The 17,234-nt window shown below is 65.3% G+C and carries 18 protein-coding genes; 11 read left to right on the top strand and 7 right to left on the bottom strand.

The window, feature by feature from the left end:
* Positions 1-7: 7 nt before the first annotated feature.
* Positions 8-358 (bottom strand): hypothetical protein, encoded by a 351-nt coding sequence (locus DMX06_RS01155; protein WP_110733752.1) that lies wholly within the window; start codon positions 356-358, stop codon positions 8-10.
* A 177-nt stretch (positions 359-535) separates the two neighbouring features.
* On the opposite strand from DMX06_RS01155, the gene DMX06_RS01150 reads away from it, so the two are divergent.
* The 4 genes from DMX06_RS01150 (at position 536) to DMX06_RS01135 (ending at position 4,786) form a co-directional block, all read left to right on the top strand.
* A complete protein-coding gene (locus tag DMX06_RS01150) occupies positions 536-715 on the top strand; it encodes a hypothetical protein (protein ID WP_028691840.1) in 180 nt (59 codons plus the stop codon).
* Between the two features lie 74 nt (positions 716-789).
* The gene (locus DMX06_RS01145) at positions 790-1,170 is read left to right on the top strand and encodes a glycine zipper domain-containing protein (protein ID WP_110733749.1); all 381 of its coding nucleotides are present in this window, start codon (positions 790-792) and stop codon (positions 1,168-1,170) included.
* Positions 1,171-1,413: 243 nt separating this feature from the next.
* Positions 1,414-3,243 carry an SLC13 family permease gene (locus tag DMX06_RS01140; RefSeq protein WP_110733746.1) on the top strand — a complete coding sequence of 610 codons (1,830 nt, stop codon included), beginning with the start codon at positions 1,414-1,416 and terminating at the stop codon, positions 3,241-3,243.
* Between the two features lie 115 nt (positions 3,244-3,358).
* Entirely contained in the window at positions 3,359-4,786 is a 1,428-nt protein-coding gene (locus DMX06_RS01135) for a GGDEF domain-containing protein (protein ID WP_110733744.1), read from the top strand.
* A 1-nt stretch (position 4,787) separates the two neighbouring features.
* Here DMX06_RS01135 and DMX06_RS01130 read toward each other — a convergent pair whose 3' ends face one another.
* Entirely contained in the window at positions 4,788-5,549 is a 762-nt protein-coding gene (locus DMX06_RS01130) for a sulfite exporter TauE/SafE family protein (RefSeq protein ID WP_110733742.1), read from the bottom strand.
* Between the two features lie 103 nt (positions 5,550-5,652).
* Here DMX06_RS01130 and DMX06_RS01125 point away from each other — a divergent pair, with 103 nt between their 5' ends.
* The gene (locus DMX06_RS01125) at positions 5,653-6,570 is read left to right on the top strand and encodes a LysR family transcriptional regulator (RefSeq protein WP_110733739.1); all 918 of its coding nucleotides are present in this window, start codon (positions 5,653-5,655) and stop codon (positions 6,568-6,570) included.
* A gap of 121 nt (positions 6,571-6,691) precedes the next feature.
* Here the strand turns inward: DMX06_RS01125 and DMX06_RS01120 are convergent, their stop codons facing one another.
* Entirely contained in the window at positions 6,692-6,883 is a 192-nt protein-coding gene (locus tag DMX06_RS01120; RefSeq protein ID WP_110733737.1) for a hypothetical protein, read from the bottom strand.
* 597 nt (positions 6,884-7,480) lie between these two features.
* Between DMX06_RS01120 and DMX06_RS01115 the strand changes: the two genes are divergently transcribed.
* Positions 7,481-8,047, top strand: a complete 567-nt coding sequence (locus tag DMX06_RS01115; protein ID WP_110733735.1) for a cysteine hydrolase family protein — start codon at positions 7,481-7,483, stop codon at positions 8,045-8,047.
* A gap of 2 nt (positions 8,048-8,049) precedes the next feature.
* Here the strand turns inward: DMX06_RS01115 and DMX06_RS01110 are convergent, their stop codons facing one another.
* From DMX06_RS01110 to DMX06_RS01100, 3 genes are all read right to left on the bottom strand, one after another.
* A complete protein-coding gene (locus tag DMX06_RS01110; protein WP_110733732.1) occupies positions 8,050-8,403 on the bottom strand; it encodes an SH3 domain-containing protein in 354 nt (117 codons plus the stop codon).
* Between the two features lie 47 nt (positions 8,404-8,450).
* Positions 8,451-8,942, bottom strand: coding sequence for a GNAT family N-acetyltransferase (locus DMX06_RS01105; protein WP_110733728.1), 492 nt, complete (start codon positions 8,940-8,942; stop codon positions 8,451-8,453).
* 78 nt (positions 8,943-9,020) lie between these two features.
* On the bottom strand, positions 9,021-9,725 hold the full coding sequence (locus DMX06_RS01100; protein WP_062573566.1) for an SDR family oxidoreductase: 705 nt from the start codon (positions 9,723-9,725) through the stop codon (positions 9,021-9,023).
* A gap of 103 nt (positions 9,726-9,828) precedes the next feature.
* Here DMX06_RS01100 and DMX06_RS01095 point away from each other — a divergent pair, with 103 nt between their 5' ends.
* The 3 genes from DMX06_RS01095 (at position 9,829) to DMX06_RS01085 (ending at position 12,567) form a co-directional block, all read left to right on the top strand.
* On the top strand, positions 9,829-10,758 hold the full coding sequence (locus DMX06_RS01095) for a LysR substrate-binding domain-containing protein (RefSeq protein WP_110733725.1): 930 nt from the start codon (positions 9,829-9,831) through the stop codon (positions 10,756-10,758).
* Between the two features lie 297 nt (positions 10,759-11,055).
* Positions 11,056-12,084 (top strand): alpha/beta fold hydrolase, encoded by a 1,029-nt coding sequence (locus tag DMX06_RS01090; RefSeq protein ID WP_110733722.1) that lies wholly within the window; start codon positions 11,056-11,058, stop codon positions 12,082-12,084.
* Positions 12,085-12,381: 297 nt separating this feature from the next.
* Positions 12,382-12,567 carry a hypothetical protein gene (locus tag DMX06_RS01085; RefSeq protein ID WP_110733720.1) on the top strand — a complete coding sequence of 62 codons (186 nt, stop codon included), beginning with the start codon at positions 12,382-12,384 and terminating at the stop codon, positions 12,565-12,567.
* Positions 12,568-12,648: 81 nt separating this feature from the next.
* Here DMX06_RS01085 and DMX06_RS01080 read toward each other — a convergent pair whose 3' ends face one another.
* The gene (locus DMX06_RS01080; RefSeq protein WP_110733717.1) at positions 12,649-14,268 is read right to left on the bottom strand and encodes a carboxylesterase/lipase family protein; all 1,620 of its coding nucleotides are present in this window, start codon (positions 14,266-14,268) and stop codon (positions 12,649-12,651) included.
* A 502-nt stretch (positions 14,269-14,770) separates the two neighbouring features.
* Between DMX06_RS01080 and DMX06_RS01075 the strand changes: the two genes are divergently transcribed.
* Positions 14,771-15,727 (top strand): nucleoside-specific channel-forming protein Tsx, encoded by a 957-nt coding sequence (locus DMX06_RS01075; RefSeq protein ID WP_110733714.1) that lies wholly within the window; start codon positions 14,771-14,773, stop codon positions 15,725-15,727.
* 23 nt (positions 15,728-15,750) lie between these two features.
* Positions 15,751-16,794 carry a purine-nucleoside phosphorylase gene (locus tag DMX06_RS01070; protein WP_110733711.1) on the top strand — a complete coding sequence of 348 codons (1,044 nt, stop codon included), beginning with the start codon at positions 15,751-15,753 and terminating at the stop codon, positions 16,792-16,794.
* The last annotated feature ends 440 nt before the right edge of the window (positions 16,795-17,234 follow it).

Raw genomic sequence — 17,234 nt, 5'->3', positions numbered from 1 at the left:
GATGGCCCTACAGGCAGGTCGCCGCCGCCGCACGACGGCGCAGGGCCATCTGGTCGTCCTTCTGCGCGTAGTAGTCCACGCGGGTGCCCCCGGCCTGGGCATAGACATCGACGAACGACTCCGCCTCCCGGGTATACACCGTGAACCCGCCCTGCTTGCGCGCCTCCAGGTAACCGCTGGCATCAACCCCGAAGGTGTTCTCCTCCTGCCAGCTGAACTGGATGCACTGGGCGACCAGGTCCGGCGTCTTGTGCGAATCCAGGCGTGCGGCAGGCGAGCCGTTGCGCGCCGCTTCCATGGTCGACGATGCACAGCCCGCCAGCAGCAGCGCCACGGTGATCGGCAGAATTGCTCGCATGTTCCATCCTCGGGACAAAAAAAGAAGGTGACTCTAGCACTGCCGGGCCGGCCGGGGAATCGTCGCTGCCGCTCATCGCCGACGCGATAAAAGTTTGCGCGACAAAGAACCAAATCGATCGCCACAGGTCTCAGGAGGTACCGCGTAAACCGTTGCGGATCAAGGACCTATAACGTGATGAAACGCTTTGCCAGCCTTTCGATGATCGCCACCCTGCTGCTGCTTGGCGGCTGCTACAGCAACCACTATCACGACGATGACGACGGCTGGCGCGACCGTGACCGCGGCCACCGTCATCACCATCGCCACGACCGTGACGATGACGACCGCCAGTACCGTGACCGCTACTACCGCTGAAGCGTCTTTCAAACCCTGACTCGCCGCCAACCACGCGGCACCTTACCCCTGATGACTCCCCTGAGGTTCACAACATGCGTCTGACTCTGCCTTCCCTCGCCCTCGGCCTGCTGCTCTGCCAGGGCGCCTTCGCCGGTGACGGCACCGCAGCCATCGGCGGCGGCCTGGGCGGCGCCCTGGGCAACGTCGTCGGCAAACAGATCGGCGGCAGCACCGGCGCGGCCATCGGCGCGGGCTTGGGCGGCGCGGCCGGCAGCGCGGTGGGCGCACGCAAGGGCAACCGGGCCGAAGCCGCCATCGGCGGCGGCCTGGGTTCGGCCGGTGGCTCGCTGATCGGCGGCAAGCTCGGCGGCTCCAGCGGCTCGACCATCGGCGCAGGCCTGGGCGGCGCCGCGGGCGGCGCGATCGGCAACCACATGGGCGACAACAACCGCAAGCACAAGCATCGCCACTGATCCTACAGGCGATCGCCCAGCCCTACGAGCGGCTTCACGCCCCCTGTGGGAGCGGGTTTACCCGCGAAACAAGCACCGCGGTGCCTTGCACCAGCTTTGCTGGTGTTCGCGGGTAAACCCGCTCCCACAGGGTTGGGCAATCCCCGGCAAAACACTGCAGCACGTCAACGACGCATTCGCGTCAAGCTGCCACACTAGGGCCATCGCCTTTCGTGCCCCTGTGTGAAGGAACATCCCCTCCCCATGAACCATGAGCTGCTCTGGGTCCTAGGCCTGCTGGCCGTCGTCGTCGTCCTGTTCATCATCAACCGTCCGCGCATGGACGTGGTCGCCTTGCTGGTGATCCTCGCGCTGCCGCTGTCCGGCATTCTCACCGTGGAACAGGCCCTGGCCGGTTTCAGCGACCCCAACGTGGTGCTGATCGCCGCACTGTTCGTGATCGGCGAAGGGCTGGTGCGCACCGGTATCGCCTATCGCATCGGCGAATGGATGAGCGAGCGCGCCGGTAACAGCGAGGCGCGTTTGCTGGTGCTGCTGATGGTGGCGGTGGCCGGCCTGGGCTCGGTGATGAGCTCCACCGGCGTGGTGGCGATCTTCATCCCGGTGGTGCTGAGCATCGCCGCGCGCCTGCAGCTCTCGCCCAGCCGGCTGATGATGCCGCTGAGCTTCGCCGGCCTGATCAGCGGCATGCTCAGCCTGGTGGCGACCCCGCCGAACGTGGTGGTGCACAGCGAACTGGTGCGCCATGGCGAAAGCGGCTTCGGCTTTTTCAGTTTCACCCCCTTCGGCCTGGTGGTGCTGGTGCTGGGCATCGGCTACATGCTGCTGACCCGCCACTGGCTCAACGGCGAAGTGCGCAAGGACGGGCGCGTCGAGAGCCGCCGCACCCTGCTCGACCTGGTGCTGGACTACAAGCTCAGCGGCCGCGAGCGGCGCCTGCGTATCCGCCCCCATTCGCCGTTGATCGGCCACACCCTCGGCGAGCTGGAGCTACGCACCCGCCACGGCGCCAACGTGATCGGCATCGAACGCCAGCACAAGTTCACCACCCGGGTGATGCCCGCCGACTCCGGTACCCTGCTGCAACAGGATGACGTGCTGCTGCTGGACCTGTTCGCCAACCGCGACGACCTGCGCAGCCTGTGCCAGTCGATGCTGCTCGAGCCCTTGCACTTCAAGGCAGCCTATTTCATCGACCAGTCCCAGGAAGTGGGCATGGCCGAGATCTCGCTGCCCCCGGGTTCGCAACTGATCGGCAAGACCCTCCTCGAGCTGACCTTCCGCACCCGCTATGACCTCAATGTGGTCGGCCTGCGCCGCGACCAGCAGGCAATCGAAGGGCAACTGGTGGAAGAGAAGCTGCGCCTGGGCGACACCCTGCTGGTGGTCGGCCCATGGAAGGCGGTGCGCCAACTGCAGGGCAAACCCCGCGACTTCCTGGTGCTGAGCCTGCCGGCGGAAATCGATCAGGTCGCCCCGGCCCGCGCCCGCGCGCCCTACGCCCTGATCAGCCTGGCGGTGATGGTCGGGCTGATGGTCAGCGGCCTGGTGCCCAACGTCATCGCCGCCTTGATCGGCTGCCTGTTGATGGGCGCCGGCCGCTGCATCGACATGAACAGCGCCTACCGCGCCATCCACTGGCAGAGCCTGGTGCTGATCGTCGGCATGCTGCCCTTCGCCCTGGCCCTGCAGAAGACCGGCGGCATCGATCTGGCCGTCGGCGCGCTGGTCGGCGCCCTCGGCGGTGCCGGGCCGAGCGTGATCCTCGCCTGCCTGTTCGCCCTCACTGCCGTGATCGGCCTGTTCATCTCCAACACCGCGACGGCGGTGCTGATGGCCCCGGTGGCAGTCAGCACCGCGCAGCAGCTGGGCATGTCGCCCTACCCGTTCGCCATGACCGTGGCCCTGGCGGCATCGGCGGCGTTCATGACGCCGGTGTCATCGCCGGTCAACACCCTGGTGCTGGGCCCCGGCCAGTACCAGTTCGCCGACTTCGTCAAGGTCGGGGTGCCCTTCACCCTGCTGGTGATGCTGGTCACCGTGCTGATGGTGCCGTGGGTATTCGGCCTGTAGTCGGCGGTACGATCCAGGCAATTTGCGGCGAATTGACATCAATCGGGCAGTTGAAAGACACTCACAGACTATCGTCCCAGGTGCCTACGGCCGTTTTCCTGGATTCTGTCTTCGCTTGTCGGTCGAGCCCATGGTGTCACCAGCCCCGTCACGCCTGCTGCCCCCGCTGATCCTGTTCGGCCTGACCCTGGCATTGACCCTGGCCGGCATCCTCGCCCGTCCCATCGAATCGCTGTCGCTGTTCTGGCCGGTGAACGCGGTGCTCGCCGGGGTGCTGCTGCGCAATCCGCGCCAGGCCACCCCCTCCGGATTCGCCCTCATCTACCTGGCCATGGTGGTCGCCGACCTAGGCTGCGGCAGTGCCTGGAAACCGGCCCTGTGGTTCAACCTGTGCAACCTCGGCGCCATCGTCAGCATCTGGTACCTGATGGCCCGCCTGCCACGCGTACATCGACGCCTGCGTACGCCCCATGGCACCCTGCGCCTGTTCGGCGCCTGCGCGGTCGGTGCCATGGTCGCCGCCAGCCTGGCCTGCGTGATGGCCACGCCCTGGTTCGAACAATCGCTGCGCGCCACCTGGCTTGCCTGGTTCAGCGAACAGTTCTCCACCAGCGTGCTGGTCTTGCCCGTTTTGCTCACCGCCCCCTCGCCACGCGCCCTGAGCGGCCACGGCAGCGCCAGCCAGCCGATCCGCCTGGCGCCGCTGCTGGTGCTGCTGGCCTCGCTGGCAGTCAGCATCGTCTTCGGCGGCCCCGGGGCCATCGCCTTCCCGATCGCCGCGCTGCTGTGGTGCGCGCTCAGCTATTCACCGTTCCTGGTGGCGCTGCTGGCCCTCACCGCGGGCAGCACGCTGATCGTCGCCGTGGCCCAGAACCTCATGCACTTCAGCATTCCGCAGAGCGAGTCGGGGGTCACCACCCTGATGTCGGCGCGCCTGGGCATCGCCATGCTGGTGCTCGGCCCGCTGGTGCTGGCCTGCGTCAGCAGCGCCAACCGCAGCCTGATGGCGCGCCTGGCGCATCAGGCAACCATCGACCACCTCACCGGCACCCTGTCCCGCAGTGCTTTCACCCGCCGCGCCAACGCCCTGCTGGACAGCCGCCAGCACACGTTACAGCTGCCATTGACCCTGATGATGCTCGACATCGACCACTTCAAGACCATCAACGACCGCCATGGCCACGGGGTCGGCGACCAGGTGCTGCGCCAGTTCGCCATGACCCTGCAGGACCAGTTGCACGACGGCGAGCTGTTCGCCCGCCTGGGTGGTGAGGAGTTCGTCATCATCGTCCCGGGGCTGGCGCCAGAGCTGGCCAGGTTTACCGCCGAGCGCCTGCGCCGGGCAGTGCAGGACCTGCATATCGCCCGGCCAGAGCAGGTGCTACGGGTCACAGTCAGCATCGGCCTGACCGGCTGCGCCGCCGACACCCCGGCGCCGAGCCTCGACGAACTGCTGGCCAGCGCCGACCAAGCGCTCTACCGGGCCAAGGCCCAAGGCCGCAACCGGGTCGAGCAGGCCGAGGGGCAGCGCCAGGTGCTGTGACTCAGCCAACCAGCAGGTCCCAGCTCAGCTTGGCGATCAGCACGCACAGCAATACCAGGAACAGCCCGCGCACGAACCCCGCCCCCTTGCGCACCGCAAGCCAGGTACCGGTCAGCGCACCGAGGATGTTGAACAACGCCATCGGCAACGCAATGGCCCACAGCACATTGCCCGACGGGATGAAGAACACCAGCGCGGCCAGGTTGGTGGCGATGTTGACCAGCTTGGCCGAAGCCGAGGCATGCAGGAAATCCAGGGCGAAGAAGCGGATGAACAGGAAAATCAGAAAGCTGCCGGTGCCTGGCCCGAACAATCCGTCATAAAAGCCGATGGCGCCACCGATCAGCACCGCCAGGCACTGTTCCTTGCGGCCGATCACCCTGGGTTTGTGCAAGGTGCCGAAGTCCTTCTTGCAGAAGGTGTAGATGGCCATCAGCACGATCAGCACCAGCACCATCGGCCGCATCACGCTCGCCGGCACCAGCGACACGGTGGCCGCGCCGAAGAACGACATCACGAAGGCGCTCAGCGCCGCCGGCACGATCAGCCCCCAGTCCAGCTTGACCTTGCGGATGAACGAACGCGCCGCAAAGGTGGTGCCGCACACCGAAGCCAGCTTGTTGCTGCCCAGCAACGCCGCCGGCTGGGCGTTGGGCAGCACGTTGAACAGCGCCGGGATCTGGATCAACCCGCCGCCTCCCACGGCAGCGTCGATCAGGCCAGCGGCGAAGGCGAACAGCGAAAGCAGGGCGATATCCATCATCTCGAGGGTCCGGGCGGCATAAAACAGGCTGCCAGACTAATCAAAGCGCCGCGCTTGTGTTGAAATGCCATATTGCGAAAAGCGCAACAAGGAATCCCCCTCGATGGCCCTGGACATGCTGCGAGAAATACAGGCGTTCGTCACCGTCGCGCACAAGCGCAGCTTCGTCAGCGCCGCCCGCGCCCTGGGCCGCTCGCCCAGCGCAGTTACTCGGGCCGTACAGGCCCTGGAAGATAACAGCGGCGCCAAGCTGTTCAACCGCAGCGCCAGCTCGGTGGCGCTGACCGAGGCCGGCGAGCGGCTGCTGCCCCACGCCGAACGCTTGCTGGATGTGCAACGGGACGCTGCCGACGAACTGGCCGCGCTGACCGGCGACGCCCAAGGCTGGATCCGCCTGGCCGCGCCCGAGGTACTGGCCCAGCAGGTACTGCCGGCAGTGCTGGCTGGGTTTTCCCGGCGCCACCCTCACGTCACCCTCGATGTGCAGTACAGCGACCAGGCCTTCGACCCGCTGCAGGGCAAGCTGGATTTCGTGATCCGCGGCGCCTTCGCGCAATCCAGCGAGCTGATCGGCTACCCCCTGTGGCATTACCGTCGCCATCTCTACGCCAGCCCCCAGTACCTTGCGCAGGCCGGCACGCCCCAGGCACTGGAAGATCTGGAGCGGCATGCGCTGATCCTGCACACCGCGCCGCGCATCCTCAAGGCCTGGCATTTCAGCAGGGACGGACGCATCGTGAGCCTGCGCCCGCGGCCACGCCTGCGCCTGGGCTCGGGGGTGGCGGTGTTGCAGGGCACCCTGGCGGGAGCCGGTATCGCCCGGCTGGCTGATTGGCTGGGGGAGCCGGAGGTACGCGCCGGACGCCTGGTGCGGGTCTGCCCCGACTACCACCTGACATCCAGCACCGGGCAGGACCCGCAGATGCACGCCGTGTACCCGGCCGGCGACCTGCCGGCAAAGGTTCGCGAACTGCTGCAGGCCCTGCGCGAGGCCGGTCCGAGGAGTGGGGAACAGCCCTGAATTGGGCTGCTCAATTTATGCTCAATCTGACAGAGGCCTTGGAAACCCTGGCCTGTAGCGCTTTATCCACAGACCTACCCACGATTTTTGTGGACAGTTTCTGCAAGCCTTGAAGGAATCTTTACAAGCGCAGCAAGGCTGCATTGGCCAGCTTGACCAATTCGATCCATTCGCTTGCGCTGATCACACCGGAACGCTCCAACTCTTCGGCACGGCGCAGTGCCTGATCGTAGTCCTCTTCGTGGAGCATGCCCTCACCGAGAAAACGACCGCGCCACTCCAGCATCGCTGCAGTGCCTTTCTTGCATTCCATAGTGTGTATTGTCTCCAAGGCAAGTAAACGGCCCGTGTGCCCGGGCCCTGGGATTGGGGGCGCGAGATTACACGAGCGACTTGTACTTGAGAACGACTTGCAGCTACCGCTTGTCTAGACGACTACGGCCAGGGGGCGGGGAAAACCTGGGGGAAGGGTCTGGCCCGCCATTGTGCCAGGCGGGCCGGGACAGGAAAAAGTTGCGGCTCAGCTTGGCGGGATGGTGCCCAACAGGCCAATCATGATAGTCAGCAGCAGAAAACCACCCAGAAACAGCGCGAGCTTGCCCATCGGAACCTCTACAGTGTGATGTCGTAACGGCGGGGCTGGCCGCTGCGGCAGTGCAGCGGGGCAACCTGCCCAGCGCACACCGGGTTGGAAGGCTGGGCCTGGACGTATTTTCCGGCAGCGGCTGATACGGTTACAGATTCAGGTTCGCGGAAAAAAAGCGGATCAGATGGTGATTCCTTCCATCGCGGGGCGCATACCTTAAGGCCAACGCGATCGGCGTGGGAGCGGGCTTGCCCCGCGATGACATCCGCGCAGGCAACACACCTGTGCTACGGTCCGAAGCCCAGACAAGGAGAACTACCGGGTATGACCGCGCTCGCCAACAACGCCGCCCTGCTGATCATCGACATGCAGAGCGGCATCAGTCACCCTCGCCTGGGCCGTCGCAACAATCCCGAAGCCGAGCAACGGATCAGCGAACTCCTCGCTGTCTGGCGTGCAAGCACCCGTCCGGTGATACACGTGCGCCACATCTCCCGCGATCCGGATTCAGTGTTCTGGCCTGGCCAGCCCGGTTGCGAGTTCCAGCCCGCCTTCACCCCGCAGGCCAGCGAGAACGTGTTCGAAAAACACGTGCCCGACGCCTTCTGCAACAGTGGCCTTGAACGCTGGCTGCACCAGCGCGGCATCAGCCAGCTGGTCATCGTCGGCGTGATCACCAACAATTCGGTGGAGTCGACCGCGCGCTCGGCGGGCAACCTGGGGTTCGATACGGTGGTGGTGGCCGATGCCTGCTACACCTTCGACCAGCACGACCTGCAGGGCCGCCTGTGGCCGGCGGAGGACGTCCATGCCCTGGCCCTGGGCAACCTGGCCATGGACTATGCGCGGATTCTCGACAGCGCGACCGTGCTGGCGGTAGCTGTAGCCTGAGGTCAGTCCAGCTGGCGCAGCTTCGCCAGCGGTACCCAGCCAAGCTCCCCGTTGCCTGCACGACGGCACCAGAGCCAGCCGTTCAGGGGGCGCAGGCCCTCCAGCGACTGGCCGGGGTCGACATCCAGCTCATGGGCCGAATAGGCTTCCACCGCCCTGCCCCGGCCGACGCCAAGCCGCTCGATGAGCTGGCCGGGCACCCAGCCTGGTTCCTGGCCCTGGCAACTGCACAGGTACCAGTCCTCCCAGTGCTCGTCGCCTTCGTACCGCTGGCCGATGTCCAGCAGCGCGCCCCGGGCAAAGGTGATGGGCGCAGGGTACTCACTGCGGTGTACGGCAATCACGACGTAGTTCACAGGCCTCTCCCTGGCTGCGAAAAGCGTCGATGCTAGTCGAAGGCCCTTCAGAGCACCATGATCATTTCGTGCCAGGCCATGCCGCCATGGTCGGACGCCGACGGGCGCACATAGGCGTAGCCCATCTTCTCGTACAGCCCGACATGCCGCTCCTTGCACATCAGGTGAATAGTCGCCTTGCCGCGCTCGCGCATCTGCTCGACGAAGCGCGCCATCAACCGGCTGGCATGGCCCAGGCCCTGGTACGCCGGGTCGAGCACCACCGACATGATCACCACATTGGGCCCCTGCGGGTCGTGCCCGACCAACTCCTTGAAGGCCTCGTCCGACATCACCACCTGGTCGGCGCAGCCGCTGTTGATGAAGCCGATCACCTGGCCATCGGCCTCCAGCACCAGGAAGCCCTCCGGGTACTGGGCGATGCGCGTGGCGATCTTCTCCCGGGTGGCGGCTTCGTCGCCTTCGTAGGCACTGGTTTCGATCTGGTAGCAGCGGTCCACGTCGGTTGCCGTGGCCTGGCGGAACATCGGGGTACTCATGGGGCGGATCCGGATAGCGGGAAACAGGGGCGACATGCTAACGGAAGTCGCCGCCCAGCAGTATGCCCGCCACGCCAGTCAAACCGAGCGGGTGATACCGCCATCGACCCGCAGGTTCTGCCCGGTGATGTAGCCCGCGCCCTCGGAGGCCAGGAAGGCGACAGTGGCCGCGATCTCCTCGGACTTGCCGTACCGCTCCATCGGAATCCGGTTACGGAATTCCTCTTTCTCCGGCAGGCTGTCGATGAATCCCGGCAGTACGTTGTTCATGCGGATGTTCTCGGCCGCGTAACGGTCGGCGAACAGCTTGGTGAAGGCCGCGAGCCCGGCGCGGAACACCCCGGAGGTCGGGAACGCCGGATCCGGCTCGAAGGCGGCGAAAGTCGAGATGTTGATGATGGCGCCGCCGCCCTGGCGCTGCATGATCGGCGTCACCAGCCGGGTCGGGCGCACCACGTTGAGGAAGTACACCTCCATGCCACGGTGCCAGTCGTCGTCGCTCAGTTCGAGGATCGGCGCGCGCGGGCCGTGGCCGGCGCTGTTGACCAGCACATCGACCCGGCCCCACTGCTGCATCACGGTGTCGACCAGACGCTGCAGGTCTTCTACCGACTGGTTGGAGCCGGTCACGCCGATGCCGCCCAGCTCGGCCGCCAGCGCCTCGCCCTTGCCGGACGACGACAGGATCGCCACCCTGAAGCCATCGGCGGCCAGCCGCCGCGCGGCCTCGGCACCCATGCCACTACCGCCTGCGGTGATGATTGCAACTTTCTGGGAAGACATATGCTGCTCCTTCTGGGAGTTGATCAAGTAGGCCCATGAAGCCAGAATCCGGCTTATCGCACCAATCACAAATACTGGCAGCAGCCTGCAGGAAATCTACTGGATGAGCGCGCCCACGCGACGCAACGCCCCCGCCATCGTCAATCACCTGGTGGCCTTCGAGGCCGCCGCCCGCCTGGGCAGCTTCCGCGCCGCCGCCGACGAACTGCACGTCACCCCCGGCGCCGTCGCCCAGCAGGTGCGCACCCTCGAGGACAAGCTCGGGCGCCCGCTGTTCGAGCGCCTGCCCCGGGGCCTGCGGCCTAACCCAGACGGCGCCGACTACCTGACCCGCGTGCGCCTGGCCCTGGACATCATCGAGGACGCCACCGGCGAACTGCTGGAGCGCGACAGCCAGCGCGATCCCCGGCAGATCCTGCTCAGCACCACCCCCGCCTTCGCCAGCCGCTGGCTGATCCCGCGCCTGGGCTTGCTGGCCCAGGCCCACCCGCAGGTGGCCCTGATGATCGACGCCTCCGACAGCACCCGCCCGTTAAGCGGCAAGGGCGCCGTGGACCTTGCCGTGCGCTGGGGAGCGCCGCCCTTCGCCGACGCCTACGCCCTGCCCCTGCTGCCCGGCGTGGCGGTACCGGTGTGCGCGCCGGCGTTGCGCGGCGAACACCCTTGGCGGCAAGCCACGGATCTGGCGCAGCAGCCGCTGATCTCCGACAGCCACAACAACTGGAAGCGCTGGTTCGACCACTACGCGCTACCCGGCACGCGCTTCAGCGGCCCGGTGTTCTCCCAGACCATCCTCGCCATCGAGGCCGCCGAGCAAGGCATGGGCATCGCCCTGGTGCCCCGCCTGCTGGTGGCGAATGCCCTCAAGGCCGGCACCCTGGTGCTGGCCCTGGAGGGTCATGAGCTGCACAGCGATGCCGGCTTCCACCTGCTCGCCGGCCATGCTCCGCAGGCAGGTTCGGCGGCCGAGCAGGTGGTGCGCTGGCTGCAGGCCCAGGCGAACGATGATGCTCAAGGACGCCCAAATCTCTGATCTAGCGGACTGACGAGATCAGCGTGGCAGCGGGCTTGCCCCGCGATCCCCGGCCTGGCGGGTGCCATCCATTGCATCGCGGGACAAGCCCGCTGCCACGCTGATAGCTTGCAACGCAATCCGAATAACCAGACAGCCGCCAACAAACCCCTGCCCTTTTGTAGCTTTCTGTGTACCAACCGCCTTCAGATACACACAAACGCCCACCCCGCCAGCACCCGACACACCCCGGACACAGCCACCTCCTTAACTACACGCCATCCAGCCCACACCGATGGCCCGCCAAGGAGATGCACCATGTTCGCCACCGCCAACCGCCTCAACCGCTCAGCCCTGCTCGCCTGCACCCTGCTGCCCCTGGCCCTGCTGGCCGCCTCCCCAGGCCAGGCCGAGGAAACCCGCACGCCTGCCGCAGCCCGTCAGGCCACTCCCTTCGGCCCGCTCAAGCATGTCCAGGCCGGCGTGCTGGATGTCGCCTACGTGGAACAAGGCCCCGCCGACGGTCCGGTGGTGATCCTTCTGCATGGCTGGCCCTACGACATCCACAGCTACGAGCAGGTGGCGCCGCAACTGGCCGCCCAGGGCTACCGGGTGCTGGTGCCCTACGCCCGCGGCTACGGCGACACTCGTTTCCTCTCAGCGAACACCCCGCGCAATGCCCAGCCCACCGCCTTGGCCAGCGACGTCATCGCGTTCATGGACGCCATGGGGATCAAGCGCGCCGTGCTCGGCGGCTTCGACTGGGGCGCACGCACCGCCGATATCGTCTCGGCCCTGTGGCCCGAGCGGGTCAAGGCGCTGGTGTCGGTCAGCGGCTACCTGATCAGCAGCCAGGAAGCCGCCAGGGCCCCGCTGCCGCCCAGCGCCGAACTGCAGTGGTGGTACCAGTACTACTTCGCCACCGAGCGCGGCCGCGCCGGCTATGACAGCAACCGTCACGCCTTCGCCCGACTGATCTGGCAGACCGCTTCGCCGCAATGGGCCTTCGACGACGCCACTTTCGAACGCAGCGCCAAGGCCCTGGACAACCCCGACCAGGTCGCCATCACCGTGCACAACTACCGCTGGCGGCTCGGCCTGGCCCAGGGCGAGACCCGCTACGACCCACTGGAAGCGAAGCTGGCCACCTTCCCCACCATCGGCGTGCCCACCATCGCCCTCGAAGGCGATGCCAACGGTGCACCGCATCCACCGGCCGAGGCCTACGCCAAGCGCTTCACCGGCAAGTACGCCTACCGCCTGGTGAGCGGTGGCGTGGGCCACAACCTGCCGCAAGAGGCGCCCGAGGCGTTCGTCAAAGCGGTGCTGGATGCGGACCATCTGTAAGGGCAATTGCAACATATCGTTTCAGTAGCGCGTGTCGGGTGCCGGGATGCATGGATTATCTCTGCGACCCGTCTGTTCTGCGGCAGGCCTTGTACTCCGGGGCCTGCCGCAAAATGAGCGGAATCATGCCGAAACATTCACCCTTGTCTTTTTGTAAGACCCCTCTTTTGTCGTCGTAGGACGTTTCTACTGCTTTGTGAGCCAGTGTATGAATAATCAGTATTGGCGGGGGAATTGACCTGATACCGTCGAGCCTTTCCTACAACGGCACGGATGCCCACGGCTTGTGAGAACGACATGGACAACTACGACAGCTCGGCGCTTGGATTGCAGAAATGCCTGCTGAACCTGCGGCGGGATCATGCACGGATGAAGGCGTCGGGAGAGCTGGAAAGAGCGGCGATTCTGGCGCAGGTGATCGGGCGGATGGAACAGGGGTTGAAGGAGGCCTCCAAGGGGAAGAAGCCCGAGACGTTGCAGTGAAGTGATCCCCGGCAAATGGCGATGGATAGGCGGCGCTCATCCAGACACACCGCAACCCCATCGCTCAGCCCCAAGCGCAGGTCAGCAGCCAGGCGGCATTGCCGAAGGCGCCCGCAATCCGACGTTCCAGCTCCAGGGTACGCCGCCCTCCTTGAAGCGACGGCACACCACCTCATCGTTCAACTCGAACATGCCCGGCGCCAGATGACGGCCTGTTCGCGGAACGTCTTCAAAGGCCAGGTAATTGCGGTCTTGCCCATAGGGCAACCATTGCGCCTGCCCCTCGGCCCGCGGCTGGCCCGTGCGGATGAACGAAACCCAGTATTGGCTCATGGCTTCGCTCAAGCGCGCTTCTCCCCGGGTCAGCGGGGGGCGCGGCCAAGCGGCCGGCGTGCGGTCGAAAGTCGCGAAAATGTAGGGGATTTCCGCCGCATGGAACGCATGAAGCTTGGCTTCGTTCGTCGCCCGGTAGGCGTGATCGAAGTAATAGAAGTAGGCAGGCTGGCCGAGTTCGGTCTGTCTGCGCACCAGCTTCTCGGCCGTCCAACCGTACATGGCGTCCCGCACGGCAGTCTGGACACTTTCTGTCATCGCGGATGACGGATGCTGACCCAGGAACGTATCGGCAAGATCCCCATACCGTGCGCGGATGGTGGCCTCATACGCCTGCGCTGTGGCCGGAGCCGGAGGCGCCAGGAACGGCAACGAACGAATCTCGCCATCATTGAAGCCCGCCAGCACCGGTACCGGTGCCTGCTCGCCACGGTTGAAGGTATCGACCAACTGGCGCGGCAGAATCTTGCCATCGACAGTCCCCGATGGCATGAAACGGATGGCCTCGGCGGCCCTGACCAACGCCATCGCGTCCATGTTGCGCAGGCCCGCGATATCCAGCTTCAGGCGCTGCGCCAATCGCCGACCACTCTCCTGCGCCGGCACATCGCCATGGCTGGAGCGCTGCAACTCAGGCGTGGAGATCATGTAGGCGCTCTGCGCCACCGCCTTGTGGAACAGCCCTCGCGCCTGGGGCGAAGCCATCAGGTAGAGCACGCTGAGACCACCGGCGGACTCCCCGACGATGCTCACATTGGACGGATCGCCGCCAAAAGCCGCAATATTGTCGCGCACCCACTTCAGCGCCTGGATCTGATCCAGCAAGCCATAGTTGCCCGAAACGCCCTCAAGATTCTCGGCGCTCAGTTCAGGATGGGCCAGGTAGCCCAGCACGCCGAGACGGTAGTTGATCGTCACTACAACCAAGCCTTGGGCGGCCAACGCCGCACCCTCATAAAGGCCATCATTGCCGGCGCCGGCCATCAGGCTGCCGCCGTGGATCCAGACCATGACCGGCGCCTTCTCGACCTTTGGCGGCGTCCAGATGTTGAGGTACAGGCAGTCTTCGGACATCTTGGGCAGCGTTGGCGCATAGAGGCTCGGGCCGGCCGGCCTTGGCTGAGGGCAGGCGGCGGCGAAATCGTCCGCGACACGCGTCTGCGTCCAGGCCGCCAGGGCCACCGGCGCCCGCCAGCGCAGCGGGCCGATAGGCGCCTGGGCGTAGGGCAAGCCCTTGTAGGCGGCCACGTTGTCGATGACGACACCCTGGACCGGCCCTGCCGGTGCCTGGACAAGCACCTGCGCGACGGACTCTGCCGATACCGCCAATAGAGCAGTCAGTATCCCCAAGTGCAATCTCTTGATCATGGTCGATCTCATCCTGCGCTCTCCTTGAGAGACTCAAATGGTGCAACTCGGCAGCGGCCTGGTCAGGGGATCGGACAGCCTGGGAAACTGCCCCACGGCCGAAGCCGCGGGGCATCCCTGTCATGGATACCTCCCTGGTGGCAAGCGAGGCCCAGCGCGGCCTCGACCCGCTCGTTTCCTCCTTGGGCACACATGCCTTCCTTGGGCGGCGGCCATGCTAGAACCCATTTTTTGCTGGATTATTTCAATCGAGCGGATTGTTGCGAGGCAGGAAGATCAGGCCCCTCAATTCGCTCATGCGTGCGTGCCATGCCCGGTTTCAGGGCGCTTTTCTAACCAAAGGATCAACTCAAACGCCGAATCGGCTTTTATTTCAACGACCTTGGGTGATTTGGTACAGACTATGCAAACGTTTGCTCAGAGCCATTGAACGAACAATCGCCGCAACTCTCGACACATCGCAGCCCCCAGGGGCTTACCCCCGCATGAACAAGGATTTTCAATGCACCGACCGTCTTTCTGCGCAACGGCCCGCGCCTCCCTGGCTGCCAAACTGCTACTGGGCGCTGTTACGGGACTACTCAGCGTCACCACCCACGCCCAAGACAATCCCCCCAGCGAGTCGGCCCAGGGCGAGACCTTGAGTCCGGCCGCCGCACCGGCCAAATCGGGGCCCTACCTGTCGGACTGGTACAACCAGAACTTCACCCTGATCGGCACCAAGGACATCAGTTTCGGCCCCCGCCCTGTCGACGATATCTACCTCGAATACGAGTACTTCGGCCGCAAGGGGCCGTTCGAGCTGTACGGCTACATCGACATCCCGAAGATCCTCGACATCGGCAACAGCCATGACAAGGGCGCGTGGGACCACGGCTCGCCGCTGTTCATGGAACACGAGCCGCGGATCTCCATCGACTACCTGGCCGGCCGCAGCCTGGCCGTCGGCCCGTTCAAGGAGTGGTATGTGGCCTTCGACTGGATCTACGACCACGGCAGCAACAGCGCCAACCGCGCCAACACCCTGTACAGCGGCCTGGGCACCGACATCGATACCCAGTCGCGGGTCAACCTGTCGGCCAACTTCTATGGCCGCTACCAATGGGAAAACTATGGCGCCAGCAACGAGTACTCGTGGGACGGCTACCGGGCCCAGCTCAAGTACATCGTGCCCCTCGGCAAGTTCGACAACGGCGCCTCGCTGACCTACATCGGCTTCACCAACTTCGATTTCGGCTCGGACCTGCACAAGGACAACCCCAACCGCACGGCCAATGCCACGGTATCTACCAACGTGTTGCTGTACGCCTTTACCCACCTGCGCTTCACCTTGGTGGGCCGCCATTTCCACAATGGCGGCAACTGGCAGGATGGCAGCCAGCTGAATTTCGGTGATGGGGATTTCCGCGGCCGCTCCGATGGCTGGGGGTATTACGCCGGGGTTGGGTACCAGTTCTGATCACTTGCGCCATGGAGGCTCGCATGCACCCGATGCACCGTCTTTCCCTCGCCGCGGGCCTGGCCTGCGGCATCCTGCTCACCTCGACGGCCCAAGCCGGCGAGACGGCTGCGCCGCCTATCAGGCCCAAGGTGATGCTCATCACCATGTTCGCCCCCGAGGCCCAGCACTGGATCGAGCGCCTGGAACTGAAGCAGGAGGTGCGTGTACCGGGCCTGTCGGCGGAGTATCCGGTGATACGTTGCAACAGCCAGGACGTCTGCCTGCTGGTGACCGGCATGGGCCAGACCAACGCTGCGGCCTCGACCCTGGCACTGGCGCTGTCGCCGAAGTTCGACTTGCGCAAGAGCTACTTCCTGGTCGCGGGGATTGCCGGGATCAGCCCGAAGCACGGGACCCTCGGCACCACCGCCTGGGCCCATTACCTGGTGGAGTTCGGCACCCAGTGGGAGCTGGACTCGCGGGATGCGCCCAAGGACTGGCCGACGGGCTACCTGGGGATCAACACCAAGGGGCCGAACGAGAAGCCGCCGCTGGACTACAAGACCGAGGTCTTCGAGCTCAATCCGAAGCTGCAGGCCAAGGCCTATGCCCTGTCACGCGGGGTGAGCCTGAGCGAAAGCAAGGAATCGACGGCCTGGCGGCTCAAGTACCCGATGGCGCCGGCCAACCAGCCGCCGGTGGTGACCCGGTGCGACACCGTGGCGGGCAACACCTGGTTTTCCGGGACGCGCTTGAGTGAGCGGGCCGAGGTCTGGACTCGGTTGCTGACGGATAACGAGGGGGAGTACTGCACGACCCAGCAGGAAGATAACTCCACCTATGAAGCGCTGCTGCGGGCCAGTCGTGAAGGGTTGGTGGATGTGCAGCGGGTGGCGGTGGTGCGGGCGGGGTCTGATTTTGATCGGCCTGAGCCGGGGGGCAGCGAGGTTGAGAACCTGCTCGAGTATGCCGACCAGGGCGGTTTTGTTCCGGCGCTGGAGAATCTCTATCGGACTGCCAATCCGCTGGTACAGGAGATTCTGAAGAATTGGGCGGTTTGGGAGGAAGGGGTTCCGGAGGTTTGAGCATCACCCCCCGGCCGGCTAGGAGATGGCCACTTCAATTCAAGATTGCCGGGGCTGCTTTGCAGCCCTTTCGCGACACAAGGCCGCTCCTACAGGATGGCGCGGTCACCTGTAGGAGCGGCCTTGTGTCGCGAAAGGGTCGCAAAGCGACCCCGGCAAGCCCAAGTCGAACGCCCATTCTCAACACCTTGAAAGGGCTGGTCCTCAAGCCCAAATGGTGGTCGCCCAACCCTTCCCTCTTTTGCATCTGCCGCTATCGCTTCCTTGATTCGGGAAAGGCCATAAAGCTCCACACCTGGCGGTAGTGAACAACCATGCTCTCGCAACAAGGACGGCCAAGTCCGTGATAAGCGCAGTGATGCTGGCAAGCCTCGCGGTAAGCAACGACAGACAGGGCAGCGGCGAAAAATGCCTGCTGCCCTCCTTCGACTCGCTGCACT

Origin of the sequence: Pseudomonas mosselii (assembly GCF_003205295.1) — a bacterium.
Lineage (GTDB): Bacteria > Pseudomonadota > Gammaproteobacteria > Pseudomonadales > Pseudomonadaceae > Aquipseudomonas > Aquipseudomonas mosselii_B.
This window is presented reverse-complemented; position numbering and strand designations above follow the sequence as displayed.

Coding starts and splice junctions, on each gene's coding strand:
- DMX06_RS01150 (WP_028691840.1), top strand. CDS start 536: ATGAAACGCTTTGCCAGCCTTTCGATGATCGCCACCCTGCTGCTGCTT.
- DMX06_RS01070 (WP_110733711.1), top strand. CDS start 15,751: ATGCACCCGATGCACCGTCTTTCCCTCGCCGCGGGCCTGGCCTGCGGC.
- DMX06_RS01125 (WP_110733739.1), top strand. CDS start 5,653: ATGGCCCTGGACATGCTGCGAGAAATACAGGCGTTCGTCACCGTCGCG.
- DMX06_RS01130 (WP_110733742.1), bottom strand. CDS start 5,549: ATGATGGATATCGCCCTGCTTTCGCTGTTCGCCTTCGCCGCTGGCCTG.
- DMX06_RS01145 (WP_110733749.1), top strand. CDS start 790: ATGCGTCTGACTCTGCCTTCCCTCGCCCTCGGCCTGCTGCTCTGCCAG.
- DMX06_RS01085 (WP_110733720.1), top strand. CDS start 12,382: ATGGACAACTACGACAGCTCGGCGCTTGGATTGCAGAAATGCCTGCTG.
- DMX06_RS01105 (WP_110733728.1), bottom strand. CDS start 8,942: ATGAGTACCCCGATGTTCCGCCAGGCCACGGCAACCGACGTGGACCGC.
- DMX06_RS01095 (WP_110733725.1), top strand. CDS start 9,829: ATGAGCGCGCCCACGCGACGCAACGCCCCCGCCATCGTCAATCACCTG.
- DMX06_RS01080 (WP_110733717.1), bottom strand. CDS start 14,268: ATGATCAAGAGATTGCACTTGGGGATACTGACTGCTCTATTGGCGGTA.
- DMX06_RS01155 (WP_110733752.1), bottom strand. CDS start 358: ATGCGAGCAATTCTGCCGATCACCGTGGCGCTGCTGCTGGCGGGCTGT.
- DMX06_RS01100 (WP_062573566.1), bottom strand. CDS start 9,725: ATGTCTTCCCAGAAAGTTGCAATCATCACCGCAGGCGGTAGTGGCATG.
- DMX06_RS01120 (WP_110733737.1), bottom strand. CDS start 6,883: ATGGAATGCAAGAAAGGCACTGCAGCGATGCTGGAGTGGCGCGGTCGT.
- DMX06_RS01140 (WP_110733746.1), top strand. CDS start 1,414: ATGAACCATGAGCTGCTCTGGGTCCTAGGCCTGCTGGCCGTCGTCGTC.
- DMX06_RS01115 (WP_110733735.1), top strand. CDS start 7,481: ATGACCGCGCTCGCCAACAACGCCGCCCTGCTGATCATCGACATGCAG.
- DMX06_RS01090 (WP_110733722.1), top strand. CDS start 11,056: ATGTTCGCCACCGCCAACCGCCTCAACCGCTCAGCCCTGCTCGCCTGC.
- DMX06_RS01075 (WP_110733714.1), top strand. CDS start 14,771: ATGCACCGACCGTCTTTCTGCGCAACGGCCCGCGCCTCCCTGGCTGCC.